The 15492-nt window shown below is 60.8% G+C and carries 12 protein-coding genes and 1 riboswitch; of the genes, 11 read left to right on the top strand and 1 reads right to left on the bottom strand.

The window, feature by feature from the left end; all coding sequences use genetic code 11:
* The first annotated feature begins 151 nt into the window (after positions 1-151).
* The 6 genes from clpP (at position 152) to ASE36_RS00915 (ending at position 9291) form a co-directional block, all read left to right on the top strand.
* Positions 152-787, top strand: coding sequence for an ATP-dependent Clp endopeptidase proteolytic subunit ClpP (gene clpP, locus ASE36_RS00940; RefSeq protein ID WP_062274661.1), 636 nt, complete (start codon positions 152-154; stop codon positions 785-787).
* Between the two features lie 289 nt (positions 788-1076).
* Entirely contained in the window at positions 1077-2354 is a 1278-nt protein-coding gene (clpX, locus tag ASE36_RS00935; protein ID WP_062274658.1) for an ATP-dependent Clp protease ATP-binding subunit ClpX, read from the top strand.
* Positions 2355-2781: 427 nt separating this feature from the next.
* Positions 2782-5199, top strand: a complete 2418-nt coding sequence (gene lon, locus ASE36_RS00930) for an endopeptidase La (protein WP_062274655.1) — start codon at positions 2782-2784, stop codon at positions 5197-5199.
* Positions 5200-5405: 206 nt separating this feature from the next.
* Positions 5406-5681: a DNA-binding protein HupB gene (hupB, locus tag ASE36_RS00925; RefSeq protein ID WP_006727558.1), complete on the top strand. Its 276-nt coding sequence runs from the start codon at positions 5406-5408 to the stop codon at positions 5679-5681.
* A 136-nt stretch (positions 5682-5817) separates the two neighbouring features.
* A riboswitch (FMN riboswitch) is annotated at positions 5818-5978 on the top strand.
* 134 nt (positions 5979-6112) lie between these two features.
* Positions 6113-7012 carry a DMT family transporter gene (locus ASE36_RS00920; protein ID WP_062274653.1) on the top strand — a complete coding sequence of 300 codons (900 nt, stop codon included), beginning with the start codon at positions 6113-6115 and terminating at the stop codon, positions 7010-7012.
* 80 nt (positions 7013-7092) lie between these two features.
* Positions 7093-9291 carry an esterase-like activity of phytase family protein gene (locus ASE36_RS00915; protein WP_062274650.1) on the top strand — a complete coding sequence of 733 codons (2199 nt, stop codon included), beginning with the start codon at positions 7093-7095 and terminating at the stop codon, positions 9289-9291.
* Positions 9292-9375: 84 nt separating this feature from the next.
* On the opposite strand, the gene ASE36_RS00910 is transcribed toward ASE36_RS00915, so the two are convergent.
* Positions 9376-10362, bottom strand: coding sequence for an aldo/keto reductase (locus tag ASE36_RS00910; RefSeq protein ID WP_062274647.1), 987 nt, complete (start codon positions 10360-10362; stop codon positions 9376-9378).
* A gap of 130 nt (positions 10363-10492) precedes the next feature.
* Between ASE36_RS00910 and ASE36_RS22085 the strand changes: the two genes are divergently transcribed.
* From ASE36_RS22085 to ASE36_RS00890, 5 genes are all read left to right on the top strand, one after another.
* On the top strand, positions 10493-10657 hold the full coding sequence (locus ASE36_RS22085; RefSeq protein ID WP_082510727.1) for a DUF2256 domain-containing protein: 165 nt from the start codon (positions 10493-10495) through the stop codon (positions 10655-10657).
* Between the two features lie 40 nt (positions 10658-10697).
* Positions 10698-12026, top strand: coding sequence for an MFS transporter (locus ASE36_RS00905; RefSeq protein ID WP_062274644.1), 1329 nt, complete (start codon positions 10698-10700; stop codon positions 12024-12026).
* Positions 12027-12240: 214 nt separating this feature from the next.
* Entirely contained in the window at positions 12241-13557 is a 1317-nt protein-coding gene (locus tag ASE36_RS00900; RefSeq protein WP_062274642.1) for a UDP-glucose dehydrogenase family protein, read from the top strand.
* A 1-nt stretch (position 13558) separates the two neighbouring features.
* Positions 13559-14572: an NAD-dependent epimerase/dehydratase family protein gene (locus tag ASE36_RS00895; protein ID WP_062274639.1), complete on the top strand. Its 1014-nt coding sequence runs from the start codon at positions 13559-13561 to the stop codon at positions 14570-14572.
* A 129-nt stretch (positions 14573-14701) separates the two neighbouring features.
* Positions 14702-15439: a GntR family transcriptional regulator gene (locus ASE36_RS00890; RefSeq protein WP_062274636.1), complete on the top strand. Its 738-nt coding sequence runs from the start codon at positions 14702-14704 to the stop codon at positions 15437-15439.
* The last annotated feature ends 53 nt before the right edge of the window (positions 15440-15492 follow it).

The following is a 15492-nucleotide window of genomic DNA, read 5'->3' as shown; positions in this document are numbered from 1 at the left end:
CGGAGCAGGGCCGTTCGGTCGCTGGCAGGCGTTAAGGATATCCCTTGCTCGTGTCTTGAATGTCAGGGTGCGGACACTCTATGTAGGGGTTGACAGATTTTACGTGATTCCCGGTGCTGACGTGCCGGGGTGAGGCTGGAAAAGGACCGATATGAGAAATCCCGTTGATACCGCCCTGGCTCTGGTGCCGATGGTCGTGGAGCAGACCAATCGCGGCGAGCGCTCCTACGATATCTTCTCCCGCCTGCTGAAGGAGCGGATCATCTTCCTGACGGGCCCGGTCGAGGACACAATGGCCTCGCTTGTCTGCGCTCAGCTTCTTTTCCTCGAAGCCGAGAACCCGAAAAAGGAAATCGCCCTTTACATCAATTCGCCGGGCGGCGTCGTAACCTCCGGAATGGCGATCTACGACACGATGCAGTTCATTCGCCCGGCCGTGTCGACGCTGTGCATCGGCCAGGCAGCCTCCATGGGCTCGCTGCTGCTCGCCGCTGGCGAGAAGGGCATGCGTTTCGCCACCCCGAACGCTCGCATCATGGTGCATCAGCCCTCGGGCGGCTTCCAGGGTCAGGCTTCCGACATCGAACGCCATGCTCGTGACATTATTAAGATGAAGCGTCGCTTGAACGAGGTTTACGTCAAGCACACCGGCCGCAGTTATGACGAGGTCGAGAACACGCTGGATCGCGACCACTTCATGGAATCGAGCGAAGCCAAGGAATGGGGTCTGATCGACCGTATTTTGACCTCGCGCGTCGAGATGGAAGGCGTTGCACCGTCAGCTTGACGCCATCCCGCGATGCGGCGCCTTTGCTGGCGCCGCAGGAAGTGAAGGCGCCGGGGGTTTAAAGTCGCCGGGAAAGCGCTAATAGTATGGATTAAGGCTATGTTGAACGTTTGTGACATAGTCTGCCGAGACTGGGAGTTTTCGTTGCCGCCGATCCGTTCTGTGTGGATCGGCTAGTAGCTCCGGATCGGAAGAGGTTTCAGCCCAAGGCGGCGGCTGGAACCGGACAGTGAGAGTGACCGCCCTGCCGCAACCAGGCGGTAGCGCGGCGTGCTGGAAGGATAAAGACATGAGCAAGGTCAGCGGAAGCAACGGCGGTGACTCCAAGAATACCCTTTATTGTTCCTTCTGCGGCAAGAGCCAGCACGAGGTCCGGAAGCTGATTGCCGGACCGACGGTGTTCATCTGCGATGAATGCGTCGAACTCTGCATGGATATCATCCGCGAAGAGAACAAGTCTTCGATGGTCAAGTCCCGTGACGGCGTTCCCACGCCGCAGGACATCATCAAGATCCTCGACGAATACGTGATCGGCCAGAAACAGGCCAAGAAGATCCTCTCGGTCGCGGTGCACAACCATTACAAGCGCCTGTCGCATGCCTCGAAGGGTGGCGACGTTGAGCTTGCGAAGTCGAACATCATGCTCGTCGGCCCGACCGGTTGCGGCAAGACCTATCTTGCCCAGACGCTCGCCCGCATCATCGATGTACCCTTCACCATGGCCGATGCAACGACCCTGACCGAAGCCGGTTATGTCGGTGAAGACGTCGAAAACATCATCCTGAAGCTGCTTCAGTCGGCGGATTACAATGTCGAGCGCGCCCAGCGCGGCATCGTCTATATCGACGAAGTCGACAAGATCTCCCGCAAGTCGGACAACCCGTCCATCACGCGCGACGTGTCGGGCGAGGGCGTACAGCAGGCGCTTCTGAAGATCATGGAAGGCACGGTTGCTTCCGTTCCGCCGCAGGGTGGCCGCAAGCATCCGCAGCAGGAATTCCTGCAGGTCGACACCACGAACATCCTGTTCATCTGCGGTGGTGCCTTTGCCGGCCTCGACAAGATCATCTCTGCCCGCGGCGAAAAGACCTCGATCGGTTTTGGCGCAACGGTGAAGGCGGAAGACGATCGCCGCGTTGGCGAAGTGCTGCGTGAACTGGAGCCGGAAGATCTGGTCAAGTTCGGCCTCATTCCGGAATTCATTGGCCGTCTGCCGGTTCTGGCAACGCTCGAGGATCTCGATGAGGACGCCCTGATCCAGATCCTGTCCGAGCCGAAGAACGCGCTGGTCAAGCAGTATCAGCGCCTGTTCGAGATGGAAGACGTGGAACTGACCTTCCACGAGGACGCTCTGCGCGAGATTGCCCGCAAGGCGATTACCCGCAAGACCGGCGCCCGCGGCCTTCGCTCGATCATGGAAAAGATCCTGCTCGATACGATGTTCGAACTGCCGGAACTCGACGGCGTTCGCGAAGTCGTCATCTCCGACGATGTCGTCAACGGCAATTCCCGCCCGCTTTACATTTACGCGGATCGTCAGGAAGAAAAAGCCAACGCCTCGGCGTGAGATCATCGGCCAAGACAAAGTCAGTTGGAGCCCGCCTTTGGCGGGCTCTTTCGTTTTAGAGTGATCTTTTCTGAATTTACCGTGTCTGCTGTTGTCTCTGTGGACGGTTGGAGTAGAACAGATCGGGTGACATGCCGCCTGGATTCTGTTGCGTATCGGTATTTGCGTATCCGTTCTTCCCTTCATGCGATGGCCGGGGCGACCATTTTTGCGGTCGCAGACCACACACGCCTCGCTTCAGGTCCGCGTTCTAGGATGTGGGTCGAGGGAAAGCGTCATCATCCCGTCACAGATTTGCGACGGACCAGCCAGGCAGGCTTGAATTGACGGTTTCGCGACTCCACTTGTTGGAGGAGCAAGAACATGACCGATGCCTTTGGGTCGGTCATCAGGTCCCGGTTCCCCGGGATGTTTGAAAGGAATTGAAATGACGAATACGTCATCGACAAACGAGGCGAACACCTATCCGGTGCTTCCGCTGCGCGACATCGTTGTGTTTCCGCACATGATCGTCCCCTTGTTTGTGGGCCGTGAGAAATCCATTCGCGCTCTGGAAGAGGTGATGGGTTCGGACAAGCAGATCATGCTGGCCACGCAGATCAATGCGAGCGACGATGATCCGGCGGCGACAGCCATTTATGAAGTTGGCACCGTTGCCAACGTCCTGCAGCTCCTGAAGCTGCCCGACGGCACCGTGAAGGTCCTCATCGAAGGCCGCGCCCGTGCCCGGATCGACAGCTACACCGGCCGCGAAGATTATTATGAAGCCAAGGCTCGCATCCTGGCCGAACCCGATGAAGATGCCGTCGAGATCGAGGCTCTGTCGCGCTCGGTGGTTTCCGAGTTCGAAAACTACGTTAAGCTCAACAAGAAGATCTCCCCCGAGGTCGTCGGCGCCGCAAGCCAGATCGAGGACTACTCGAAGCTGGCCGACACGGTTGCCTCGCACCTGTCCATCAAGATCACCGAGAAGCAGGAGATGCTGGAAACGGTGAGCGTGAAGACACGTCTGGAAAAGGCGCTCGGCTTCATGGAAGGCGAAATCTCCGTTCTTCAGGTCGAGAAGCGCATCCGCTCGCGCGTCAAGCGCCAGATGGAGAAGACGCAGCGCGAATACTACCTGAACGAACAGATGAAGGCGATCCAGAAGGAACTCGGCGACGGCGAAGACGGCCGTGACGAGATGGCCGAACTGGAAGAGCGCATCGCCAAGACCAAGCTTTCGAAGGAAGCCAAGGAAAAGGCCGATGCCGAGCTGAAGAAGCTGCGCCACATGAGCCCGATGTCGGCGGAAGCCACCGTCGTGCGCAACTATCTTGATTGGCTGCTCGGCCTGCCCTGGAACAAGAAGTCAAAGGTTAAGATCGACCTCAACGCTGCCGAGAAGATTCTCGATGAGGACCACTTCGGCCTCGACAAGGTCAAGGAGCGCATTGTCGAATATCTCGCCGTTCAGGCGCGAGCGACGAAGATCAAGGGCCCAATCCTCTGCCTCGTTGGTCCTCCGGGCGTAGGCAAGACCTCGCTCGCAAAGTCGATCGCCAAGGCGACCGGCCGCGAATATGTGCGCATGGCGTTGGGTGGCGTTCGTGACGAAGCGGAAATCCGCGGTCACCGCCGCACCTATATCGGCTCGATGCCCGGCAAGATCGTCCAGTCGATGAAGAAGGCCAAGAAGTCCAACCCGCTCTTCCTGCTCGACGAGATTGACAAGATGGGCATGGACTTCCGTGGTGATCCGTCATCGGCTCTGCTCGAGGTGCTGGATCCGGAACAGAACTCGACCTTCATGGACCACTATCTCGAAGTGGAATATGACCTGTCGAACGTTATGTTCGTGACGACCGCCAACACGCTGAACATCCCGGGTCCGCTGATGGACCGCATGGAGATCATCCGCATCGCCGGTTACACGGAAGATGAAAAACTGGAGATCGCCAAGCGTCACCTGCTGCCGAAGTCGATCAAGGAACATGCCCTGCGTCCGGAAGAGTTTTCCGTGACGGATGGTGCGATCCTGGCGATCATTCAGCAGTATACCCGCGAAGCCGGCGTTCGCTCCTTCGAGCGCGAATTGATGAAGCTCGCCCGCAAGGCGGTGACCGAGATCATCAAGGGCAAGGTCAAGTCGGTGGCGGTCACGGCCGAGAACATCAACGAATATCTGGGCGTTCCCCGCTTCCGCCACGGCGAAGCCGAGGGCGAGGACCAGGTCGGCGTTGTCACGGGTCTCGCATGGACCGAAGTCGGCGGCGAACTGCTGACGATCGAAGGCGTCATGATGCCCGGCAAGGGCCGTATGACGGTCACGGGCAACCTGAAGGAAGTGATGAAGGAATCGATTTCGGCGGCGGCATCCTATGTCCGCTCGCGCGCTGTCGATTTCGGCGTCGAACCCCCGCGTTTCGACAAGTCGGACATTCACGTCCACGTGCCGGAAGGCGCAACACCGAAGGACGGCCCGTCCGCCGGTATCGCCATGGCAACCGCCATCGTGTCCATCATGACCGGCATCCCGGTCTCGAAGGATATCGCGATGACCGGGGAAGTGACCCTGCGCGGTCGCGTGCTTCCCATCGGTGGCCTGAAGGAAAAGCTGCTCGCAGCGCTTCGTGGCGGTATCAAGAAGGTTCTCATCCCGGAAGAGAATGCCAAGGATCTGGCTGACATTCCGGACAATGTGAAGAACAACATGGAGATCGTTCCGGTCTCGCGTATGGGCGAGGTCATTAGACACGCGCTGATCCGTGTGCCCGAGCCGATCGAGTGGGACGGCACCGTCGAAACACCGGCAATCGGGACGGTGGACACCACCGACGAAACCGGGGCAACCATCGCGCATTGATGCGATTTTGCCATGGTTGAGCCATAAAGCTCCAAATCCGCAAAAAAGGCTGGCAAATATGCCAGCCTTTTTTGTGAAAACACGCTTAAACGGCTTGTTTTCCGGGCCTTTCAGGTGCTTTTGAGTTGCGAAGGGCAGAAGCATTCGTATTCTCCGCCCGACTTAATCATTTGAGTCGTTTCATACCAATCAGAAAGGGTGGAAACATGAACAAGAACGAACTCGTATCCGCGGTCGCCGAGAAGGCTGGCCTGACCAAGGCTGACGCCGCCTCTGCCGTTGATGCCGTTTTTGAAACGGTCCAGGCCGAGCTGAAGAACGGCGGCGACATTCGTCTCGCTGGCTTCGGCGCCTTCACCGTCGCCCGTCGCGAAGCCTCCAAGGGCCGTAACCCGTCCACCGGCGCTGAAGTCGATATCCCGGCTCGCAACGTTCCGAAGTTCACGGCCGGCAAGGGCCTGAAGGACGCTGTCAACAGCTGATCCGTCGTGACCGTCGCCACCCTTCGGTGCCGATGGTCAGCTGACATCTCTGAAGCCCGGCCTCGTGCCGGGCTTTTTTGTTATCTTGCGCTGCAGCAAACTCTGTCTTATCTCTGTCATGCCGGGTCTTCCGGCAATTCGTTCTCAGGGCGGGGTGCAATTCCCCACCGGCGGTAAGGGGGAAGGCCCCAAGCCCGCGAGCGCCTGTCATTCTTGCCGGAAACGGAGGAGGTTGGGGTCAGCAGATCCGGTGTGAATCCGGAGCCGACGGTATAGTCCGGATGAAAGAGAACGAGGTCAGGTGGCGATGCTTCAACCGGAGCTCCGGTCGGCGTCACTGCTGCGTGTGGCTTAACCCCATCCGGGGAAGGGCCTCGTCGTCCTCGTCTGTCCTGATTTGTGTTGGTCCTTTTGGAAAAAGGAAAAGAGACATGAATCAGAGTTCCGCAACGCTTCTGCGTTCCCGCGCCGTGATCGGCGCCGGTTATATGGTTCTCGCCGGCATCGCGTTTGCCGCCCTGAACGTCGTGACCCAGTGGCTGGCCATGACGCTCCACTTCCCACCCGCCTCAACAGCTTTCTGGCAATACGGCTTTGCACTGATCCTCTCGCTGCCTCTGCTCGTTCGCCTCGGCCTGCGCGCCATGAAGACGGCTTATCCCGTCCGCCACATCCTGCGCGTCCTGCTCGCCGCCTTCGGCGTTCAGGCCTGGGTGACGGGGCTTGCGACCGTACCGATCTGGCAGGCGATTGCTCTGGTCATGACCTCACCCTTCTTCATCATCATCGGGGCACGCCTGTTTCTCGGCGAGACCGTCGGTCGCGACCGCTGGCTGGCGACGCTGGCCGGTTTCACCGGCGCCATGATCATCCTCCAGCCCTGGTCGGACACATTCACGCTGGCAGCCCTCCTGCCGGTCCTCTCGGCGCTGCTCTGGGGCGGCTCCTCGCTCATCATGAAGAACCTCACGCATTACGAGGCGCCGGAGACGGTGACCGTCTGGCTGCTCGTTCTGCTGACGCCGATCAATGCGGGTCTGGCTGCGGCCTCCGGCTTTGCCGTGCCGGAAGGCCTGGCACTCTGGCTGTTGCTTGCCGCCGGTCTGCTGACGGCCATTGGCCAGTACCTCCTGACGCTCGCCTACAACGCCGCCGATGCCGCCTATGTTCAGCCCTTCGATGATTTGAAGCTGCCGCTCAACGTCTTTGCCGGCTGGCTGGTCTTCGGTTACGCCCCGAGCGGTTATCTCTGGCTCGGCGCGTTGCTCATTCTCGGCGCTTCACTGTTTCTGATGCTTCGGGAAGCAAGGCGCGAGACAGCTCCGGGCTGAAGCGGATGATTGTCATGTGCCTGTAATCCGGGTGACGCAAAAGCCTCCTGTTCCATTCTTCGGCAACAGGAGGTTCCCCCATGACATCAGGTCTTACACGCGCGGCCGTAACTGCCGCACTTCTGGCATCGGTCGCCATGCCGGCCGTAGCCGAGCAGGTCTTCAACCGCATCGCGGCCTTCCCGGTCGCCAGCAATCTTCCGTCCGACAAGGACAAGCTGTCGACGACCTCCGCTGAAATCGTGACGGCGACGGAAGACGGCAACACACTCATCTATTCCGACAGCCCGCTGGGCGCGATCGGCTTCGTCGACATCACGGATGCCAAGGCCCCGAAGGCTGCCGGCGCGCTGATGATAGGTGGTGAGCCTACGTCAGTTGCCGTTGCTGGTGCCAAGGTCCTCGCCGGCGTCAACACCTCCGAAAACAAGGCCAATCCCTCGGGCAAGCTTGTTGTCGTCGATATCGCGACCAAGGCAATCGAGACGAGCTGCGATCTCGGCGGCCAGCCCGACTCGGTTGCCGTCTCCAATGACAAGAGCTTCGTGGCCGTTGCGATCGAAAACGAGCGCGACGAAGACGTCAATGACGGCGACCTGCCGCAGATGCCCGCCGGTGACCTGGTCATCGCATCGCTGAAGGACGGTGTTGTCGATTGCGCCACGATCAAGCACGTCGCCCTGACAGGCCTTTCCGAAATCGCCCCCGAAGATCCGGAGCCGGAATTCGTCGCGATCAACAGCCTCGGCGAGATCGCCGTGACGCTGCAGGAAAACAACCACATCGCCATCGTCGACGGCAAGACCGGCGAACTGAAGGCGCATTTCTCCGCCGGCAAGGTGGATCTGGCAGGCATCGACACGAAGTCCGATGGCGCCTTGAAGTTTACCGGCAGCAAGGAAGGCGTGGCTCGCGAGCCGGATGCGGTGAAGTGGTTGGACGACAACCGCATCGTCATCGCCAACGAAGGCGACTGGAAGGGCGGCTCGCGCAGCTTCACCATCTTCGACAAGACCGGCAAGGAAATTTACGAGTCCGGTCCGTCGCTCGAACTCGCCATTGCCCAGATCGGCCATTTCCCCGACAAACGCGCAAAATCCAAGGGCGTCGAACTCGAAGGTTTGGAAGCCGCAACCTTCGGCGACCAGAAATATTTCTTCGTGCTCTCCGAGCGTGGCTCGATCGCCGCCGTCTACAAGGACACGGGCGCCGATCCGGAACTCGTTCAGCTGCTGCCGTCGGGCATTTCGCCTGAGGGCGCCGTTGCCATCCCGGGCCGCAATCTGCTTGCCACCGCCAATGAGCTCGATCTCGGCGAAGACGGCGGCGTGCGTTCGCATGTGATGCTCTATCAACTGGCGGAAGGCATGCCCGCCTATCCAATGCTCCGCTCGGACATCGTCGACGGCGCGCCGATCGGCTGGGGTGCGCTCTCGGGTCTCGTCGGCGATGCCGAAAAGGTCGGCCAGCTTTACGCCGTCAACGACAGCTTCTATTCGGCCCAGCCGACGATCTTCACAGTCAACGCCAGCCAAAAGCCGGCGGTCATCACCAAGGCCCTACCGGTCACCCGTGGCGGTCAGGCTGCCCAGAAGCTCGACATCGAAGGCATCACGCTGGACGGCAAGGGCGGCTTCTGGCTCGCCTCCGAAGGCGATCCGGCCAAGCTCGTCGGCCATGGCATCTACAATGTCGACGACAAGGGTGAGATCAAGGCCGAGATCGGCTTCCCGGTCGAACTCTTGGCCGGCCAGACCCGCTTCGGCCTGGAAGGCATCACCAGCGTCGGCACCGGCGACGACATGACGCTTTGGATGGCGGTGCAGCGCGAATGGGGTGACGACGACAAAGGGCTTGTCAAGCTCCTGTCCTACAACCCGAAGTCCAAGGAATGGGGCGCCGTGCACTATCCGCTGGAAAAGGCTGGTGAAGGCTGGGTCGGCCTTTCCGAAATCTCTGCCCATGACGGCAAACTCTATATCGTCGAGCGCGACAACCAGGTTGGCGACAATGCCAAGCTGAAGAAGCTCTATTCGGTCGATATCGCCGACCTGAAGCCGGCCAAGATCGGCGAAGCGCTGCCTGTCATCACCAAGCACGAAGTGCATGATTTCCTGCCCGACCTGAAGGCTGCAACCAACGGCTATGTCGTCGACAAGCTCGAAGGCTTCACTTTCGACGCGAGCGGCAAGGCCTTTGCGGTCACCGACAATGACGGCGTGGATGACTCCTCCGGCGAAACCCTGTTCTGGGAAGTGAACCTGCAAGGCACCAACTGATCGTCAGATCATAGCAGTGAACGAGAGAGGCCGGGTGATCGCTCACCCGGCCTCTTTTCGTTTGAGACAGTTTCTCCGTGCCGCTTACCAGCGGTGATGCACATGCGGTGCAATCAGTCGGTCATAGGTATCCTTGGCTGCCGCCATCACATCCGCCGAGATCGCCGGAAGATCGGAGGCGGCGGCATTGGCCTTGGCCTGCTCGCCATTGCGGGCGCCGGGTATCACCACCGTAACGGCCTCGTGCATCAGGATCCAGCGCAGCGCGAACTGCGCCATGGAAGCCCCTTCCGGCACCAGCTTGCGGATCTCCTCGACGGCTGCGAGTCCTGTTTCGAACGGCACGCCCGCGAAGGTCTCGCCGACATCAAAAGCCTCGCCATTGCGGTTGAAGTTGCGATGGTCCTCGGCCGCAAACTGGGTCGCAGCCGTGATCTTGCCCGAGAGCAGACCGCTCGCGAGCGGTACACGAGCGATGACCGCCACGTTGCGGCGCTTGGCTTCCTGGAAGAACAGGCCTGCGGCGCGCTGGCGGAACATGTTGAAGATGATCTGCACCGACGTGACTCCCGGATATTCGATCGCCTTCAGGGCTTCCTCGACTTTTTCGACCGACACGCCGTAATGCTTGATTTTTCCGGCCTTGCGGATCTCTTCGAGCCCCTCGAACATCTCCGGGCGGTAATAGACTTCGGTCGGCGGGCAGTGCAGCTGCACGAGATCGAGCGTCTCGACGCCGAGGTTCTGCAGCGAGCGGTCGATGAAGCCCTCGACATTCGCCTTGGTATAGCCATCGGCAACATGCGGATTGAGCCGGCGCCCGGCCTTTGTCGCCACCATCGGACGTGCGCCGCCGCGTGCCTTCAAGACGTCGGCGATGATCTTCTCCGAGCGCCCGTCGCCATAGACGTCGGCGGTGTCGACGAAGGTCATGCCGGCGTCCAGTGCGGCATTGAGCGCGGCCCGGCCATCAGCCTCTGAAACCTCGCCCCAGGAACCACCGATCTGCCAGGCGCCGAAGCCGATATCGCTGACGGTGAATTCCGTGCGGCCGAAGGAATGCTGTCTCATGTAAAAGTCTCTCCCGTGATTGTGCCTGTGAGCTAGCAATTGGGGCAGGGGGTGGCAAGCTTCAACAGGGCTTTGTGATCCAAATCCGGATACTGCGCGAAGTGGTGAGGAGAAACCAGACAAATCTTCCATGCCCAAAATGATCCGCAAAAGCGAACTGCCCGCCAAGACCTGCCCCGCCTGCAACCGGCCATTTACCTGGCGCAAGAAATGGGAGCGGGATTGGGACCGGGTCGTCTATTGTTCCGAGCGGTGCCGGCGTGTGGGCAAGTCCCAGGTTTCTCCCGCCTCCTGACCATGGCGGGAAGAGACCAGAACGTTGAACAGGAGCACGCATGACCCATCATGACGAACCGGGAAACGGCCGTCTGGCGCTCTACGCTCTGCCGGCCCTGCCGCTCGCCGCGATCGCGCTGCCCTTCTATATCGTGGTGCCCAGTTTCTATGCCGACAATTTCGGCATTTCGCTCGCCGCAATCGGTGCCCTGTTGCTGGCAATCCGGATGGTCGACGCCGTCACCGACCCGCTCTTCGGTTGGCTCTCCGACCGCGTGCGCTCGCGCTATGGCCGCCGCCGCTTCTTCTTTGCGATGTCGATCCCGCTGACTGCCTTTTCGGCGTTCATGCTGTTTTGGCCACCCTCTGATGCGGGTATCCTGTACCTCGCTTTGTGGGGAACGGCGCTCTCACTCGGTGCCACCTGGTCTCTTTTGCCCTACACCGCCTGGGGAGCGGAGCTCGCCACCGGCTATCAGGCGCGGGTGCGCCTGTCGGGATGGCGTGAGAGCGCCACGCTGATCGGCTCGCTGCTGGCGATCACGCTGCCCTTTCTCGGTGGGTTGAACTCGGCAACCGGTTTCCACGGCCTTGCCTGGCTGGCCGTTTTCATCGCCATCGTGCTGCCGATTGCCGCGATAATTGCCGTGACCATGGTGCCGGAACCCTCAGACCTGTCGACGCGGCGCCTGTCCCTGAGAGAGGGAGCGGCCCATCTCCGCCGCAACGGACCCTTTCTGCGTCTGGTCTCCGCCTTCCTCCTCAACAGTTTTGCCAATGCCGTGCCGGCCTCGCTCTTCATCTACTTCGTTGGCAAGTGTCTGGGTGCACCGGAGCTGCAAGGTCCTTTGCTATTTACCTATTTTCTGTGCGCTGTGGCCGGCGTACCGATTGCCGTTGCGATGGCCCGCCGGTTTGGCAAGCACCGAGCATGGTGCCTTGCCATGCTCGCAGCCTGCGCCATCTTTTCCGTCGCCGGCTTCCTCGGGGAAGGTGATGTCATCCCCTTCACAGCGGTCTGCGTGGCGACCGGTCTGTTGCTGGGCTTCGATCTCACTCTGCCGCCGGCCATTCAGGCCGATGTGGTGGATAACGACACGGTTGCGTCCGGCGAGCAGCGGTCCGGCCTTTACTTCGCCGCCTGGAGTTTCGTCACGAAGTTTTCCGTCGCGCTCTCGGCCGGCATTGTCTTTCCGCTGCTCGATCTTGCAGGCTTCAGCGGTGATCAGGGCGTTATCCAGACGCCTCAGGCGATCGAGGCCCTGGGCATGCTCTACGCCTTCCTGCCGATCCTGCCAAAGCTCGCCGCTATCGCCATCATGTGGAATTTCTCGCTCGATGAAGCGGAGCACAAGAGACTGCGGGAAAACCTCTCCGCACCAGCCTGATTCCTGCGCGCATTTTCTTTGACTGTCGCCGCTGCCAAGGGTAGTTCCCTCTCTGCAGCAGCGGCAGGTTTTCCCTGCCTGTGCAAGTTTATCTCCGTGCCCGGCGAACCGGGCGCCCGCTCGGCGGTTCGTCATCTTCGTGTCGCATCCGATGTTCCATGTGGGAACCGGGAAGGGGCGGCTTGATGAGTGACGCTAGAACGATAGGTGTTGAATGCGCATTGTAATGATTGGTTCGGGCTATGTTGGCCTGGTCTCGGGAGCCTGCCTGGCGGATTTTGGCCATCAGGTGATCTGCGTGGACAAGTCCGCAGACAAGATCGAGGCACTGGAACGGGGCGAAGTCCCGATATTCGAGCCTGGCCTCGATGCCATCATTGCCCATAACCGGCAGGCCGGACGTCTGAGCTTCTCGCTGGATCTCGCACAGCCGGTCGCCGATGCCGATGTCGTCTTCATCGCGGTCGGCACGCCCTCGCGCCGTGGCGATGGCCATGCGGACCTCTCATATGTCTATGCCGCTGCCCGCGAGATCGCAGCTGCCGTCACTGGCTTCACCGTGGTCGTCACCAAGTCCACCGTGCCCGTCGGCACGGGCGACGAGATCGAGCGCATCTTCCGGGAAGAGTTTCCGGAAAAGGACATCAAAGTCGTTTCCAATCCGGAATTCCTGCGCGAAGGCGCTGCAATCTCCGACTTCAAGCGCCCTGATCGGATCGTCATCGGTTCGGAAGACGAACGCGCCATCGACATCATGCGCGAAGTGTATCGCCCCCTTTATCTGAACGAAGCGCCGCTCTATTTCTGCGAACGCCGCACGTCCGAACTGATCAAATACGCGGCCAACGCCTTCCTGGCGATGAAGATCACCTTCATCAACGAGATTGCCGACCTCTGCGAGCAGATCGGCGCCGACGTGCAGAAGGTTGCCAAGGGCATCGGCATGGACAAGCGCATCGGCGACAAGTTCCTCCATGCCGGCCCCGGCTATGGTGGCTCCTGCTTCCCGAAGGACACGCTGGCGCTGGTCAAGACCGCCCAAGATTTCGACAGCCCCTTGCGTTTGATCGAGACGACGGTTGCCATCAACGACAATCGCAAGCGCGCCATGGGCCGCAAGGTGATCGCCGCCTGTGGTGGTTCCGTCCGCGGCAAAAAGATCGCTGTGCTCGGGCTCACCTTCAAGCCGAACACCGACGACATGCGCGACGCGCCTTCGATCACGATCGTGCAGGCGCTCCTCGATGGCGGTGCCGACGTGCATGTGTTCGATCCCGAAGGCATGGAAGCAGCCCGGTCAATGCTGGGGCCCGTCGTCTATGGCAAGAACCCCTACGAGGTCGCAGCCGGTGCCGAGGCCGTGGTTGTCGTCACCGAATGGGACGAGTTCCGGGCGCTGGACTTCCGCCGCCTGAAAACGGAGATGAAGGTGCCGGTCATCGTCGACCTGCGCAATATCTACAAGTCGGAAGAAATGGCGAAATATGGCTTTGCCCATTTCCCCGTCGGCAAGCGGAAGGCGAAGGCCTGACATGCGCTATTTCATCACCGGCACGGCCGGCTTCATCGGCTTCCATCTGGCCCGTCGCCTTCTGGCGGAGGGCCACGAGGTTGTAGGCTTCGACGGCGTGACGCCCTACTACAACGTCAAGCTCAAGCACATGCGCCATGCAGCCCTTGCGCAATATCCGGCTTTCACGCCCGTGATCGCCATGCTCGAGGATCGGGCAGCCCTTGAAGGGGCGGTTGCCAAGGCCAATCCCGAGATCATCGTCCATCTCGCGGCCCAGGCCGGCGTTCGCTACAGCATCGAGAATCCGCAATCCTACCTGAGCTCCAATGTTCAGGGTTCGTGGAACATCATCGATCTGGCCGAGCGCCACAAGGTGAAGCACCTGATGCTGGCCTCGACCTCATCAATCTATGGCGCGAGCCCGACGGTGCCGTTCCACGAGACCGACCGCACCGATGAGCCGCTCACCATATATGCGGCGACCAAGAAGTCGATGGAACTGATCGCCCATAGCCACGCCCATCTCCACAAGACCCCGACGACCGCCTTCCGCTTCTTCACGGTCTACGGCCCCTGGGGCCGTCCGGACATGGCGCTGTTCAAGTTCGTCGACAGGATCCTCAACGATCAGCCGATCGAGATCTATGGCCAGGGCCAGATGAGCCGCGACTTCACTTATGTTGAAGATCTGGTGGAGGCGATCATCCGCCTGTCACATGTGGCCCCGGACGAATCCAATCGTGTGGCGGATGACCGCGTCGAAACCCTGTCGCGCCAGGCACCGTTCCGCGTCGTTAACATCGGCGGCGGTCAGCCGGAAAACCTGCTCGATTTCGTCGACATCGTCGAAAAGGCGATCGGCCGCCCGGCCAAACGCCAGATGTTGCCGATGCAGCAGGGCGATGTGCCGCGCACCTTTGCGAGCCCAGCGCTGATGCAGGCGCTGACAGGCTACACGCCGTCGACACGGCTTGAAGAAGGCGTCAGGGCTTTCGTCGAGTGGTATCTTGAGGCGCGCGCCGAGCTGGCGTGAATTCCGGTGATATCGCCAAGGGGCAGCTTCTCGGAGAGGCTGCCGCCTTGACTTGGCATCGGTTCAGGGCTGTCTTGCATGCAGATTGCGCACGAGCGGCGCCGATGAGCAAGCAGACGGGATGATGGCATGAGCGAAGAAAACGACGGCGGCCCGTCCACCGACAAAACGACGGGCGAGGGACCGCGCACCCGTGGCTCCGGCACGGAAAGTGTCTACCAGGCGCTACGCCACGAAATTCTGTCGATGGAGCGGGCGCCCGGCAGTCCGCTCGACGAGACCCGCCTTTCCGAGCGATTTGGCATGTCCCGCACCCCGATCCGCGAGGCCCTGCTGCGGCTGACCTCGGATGGCCTCGTCACCACGCTCCCGAATCGCAACACGATCGTCGCGACGATCGATTTTTCCAGCCTGCCGACCTATTTCGAGGCGCTCTGCCTGATGTACCGCGTCACGACGCGCGGGGCGGCGCTCCGGCAAGGGGACGCCTGGATGCAGGTCATCACGGAGCGCCAGCGGGACTTCGCGGCAGCAGTCGAGGCGCAGAACGCTTTCGCCATGATCGAGGCGAACCGCGACTTTCACGTCGCCATCGCCGAGCGTGCGGGCAATGCCTATTATACCGGCTTCTTCACCCGGCTGCTCGACGAGGGCCGGCGTATCCTGAGGCTTTACTACTCCACCTTCGACGACCGTCTGCCGAAGCGTTACGTGGAGGAACACGAGGCGATGATTGCGGCCATCCGCGCCGGCGATGCCGAGGAGGCCGATCGCCTGGCGATCGCCCATGGCGAACAGATCGTCCGGCAGATCCAGGACTATGTCGCCCGCGATTTTACCAAGGCGACCGCCATCACCGGCCTCTGAGCGCCTCTGGTCGCGCGCCGGCCAGTCCCCATCCTGAACCGGCCGAAGGCCCG

The sequence above is a fragment of the Rhizobium sp. Root274 genome, assembly GCF_001429245.1.
Taxonomy (GTDB): domain Bacteria; phylum Pseudomonadota; class Alphaproteobacteria; order Rhizobiales; family Rhizobiaceae; genus Allorhizobium.
The sequence above is the reverse complement of the archived record's forward strand: the minus strand, read 5'-3'. Positions and strand labels throughout refer to the sequence as shown.

Excerpts from the sequence above, each read along its gene's own strand:
- clpP (WP_062274661.1), top strand. The coding sequence starts at position 152 with ATGAGAAATCCCGTTGATACCGCCCTGGCTCTGGTGCCGATGGTCGTG.
- clpX (WP_062274658.1), top strand. The coding sequence starts at position 1,077 with ATGAGCAAGGTCAGCGGAAGCAACGGCGGTGACTCCAAGAATACCCTT.
- lon (WP_062274655.1), top strand. The coding sequence starts at position 2,782 with ATGACGAATACGTCATCGACAAACGAGGCGAACACCTATCCGGTGCTT.
- hupB (WP_006727558.1), top strand. The coding sequence starts at position 5,406 with ATGAACAAGAACGAACTCGTATCCGCGGTCGCCGAGAAGGCTGGCCTG.
- ASE36_RS00920 (WP_062274653.1), top strand. The coding sequence starts at position 6,113 with ATGAATCAGAGTTCCGCAACGCTTCTGCGTTCCCGCGCCGTGATCGGC.
- ASE36_RS00915 (WP_062274650.1), top strand. The coding sequence starts at position 7,093 with ATGACATCAGGTCTTACACGCGCGGCCGTAACTGCCGCACTTCTGGCA.
- ASE36_RS00910 (WP_062274647.1), bottom strand. The coding sequence starts at position 10,362 with ATGAGACAGCATTCCTTCGGCCGCACGGAATTCACCGTCAGCGATATC.
- ASE36_RS22085 (WP_082510727.1), top strand. The coding sequence starts at position 10,493 with ATGCCCAAAATGATCCGCAAAAGCGAACTGCCCGCCAAGACCTGCCCC.
- ASE36_RS00905 (WP_062274644.1), top strand. The coding sequence starts at position 10,698 with ATGACCCATCATGACGAACCGGGAAACGGCCGTCTGGCGCTCTACGCT.
- ASE36_RS00900 (WP_062274642.1), top strand. The coding sequence starts at position 12,241 with ATGCGCATTGTAATGATTGGTTCGGGCTATGTTGGCCTGGTCTCGGGA.
- ASE36_RS00895 (WP_062274639.1), top strand. The coding sequence starts at position 13,559 with ATGCGCTATTTCATCACCGGCACGGCCGGCTTCATCGGCTTCCATCTG.
- ASE36_RS00890 (WP_062274636.1), top strand. The coding sequence starts at position 14,702 with ATGAGCGAAGAAAACGACGGCGGCCCGTCCACCGACAAAACGACGGGC.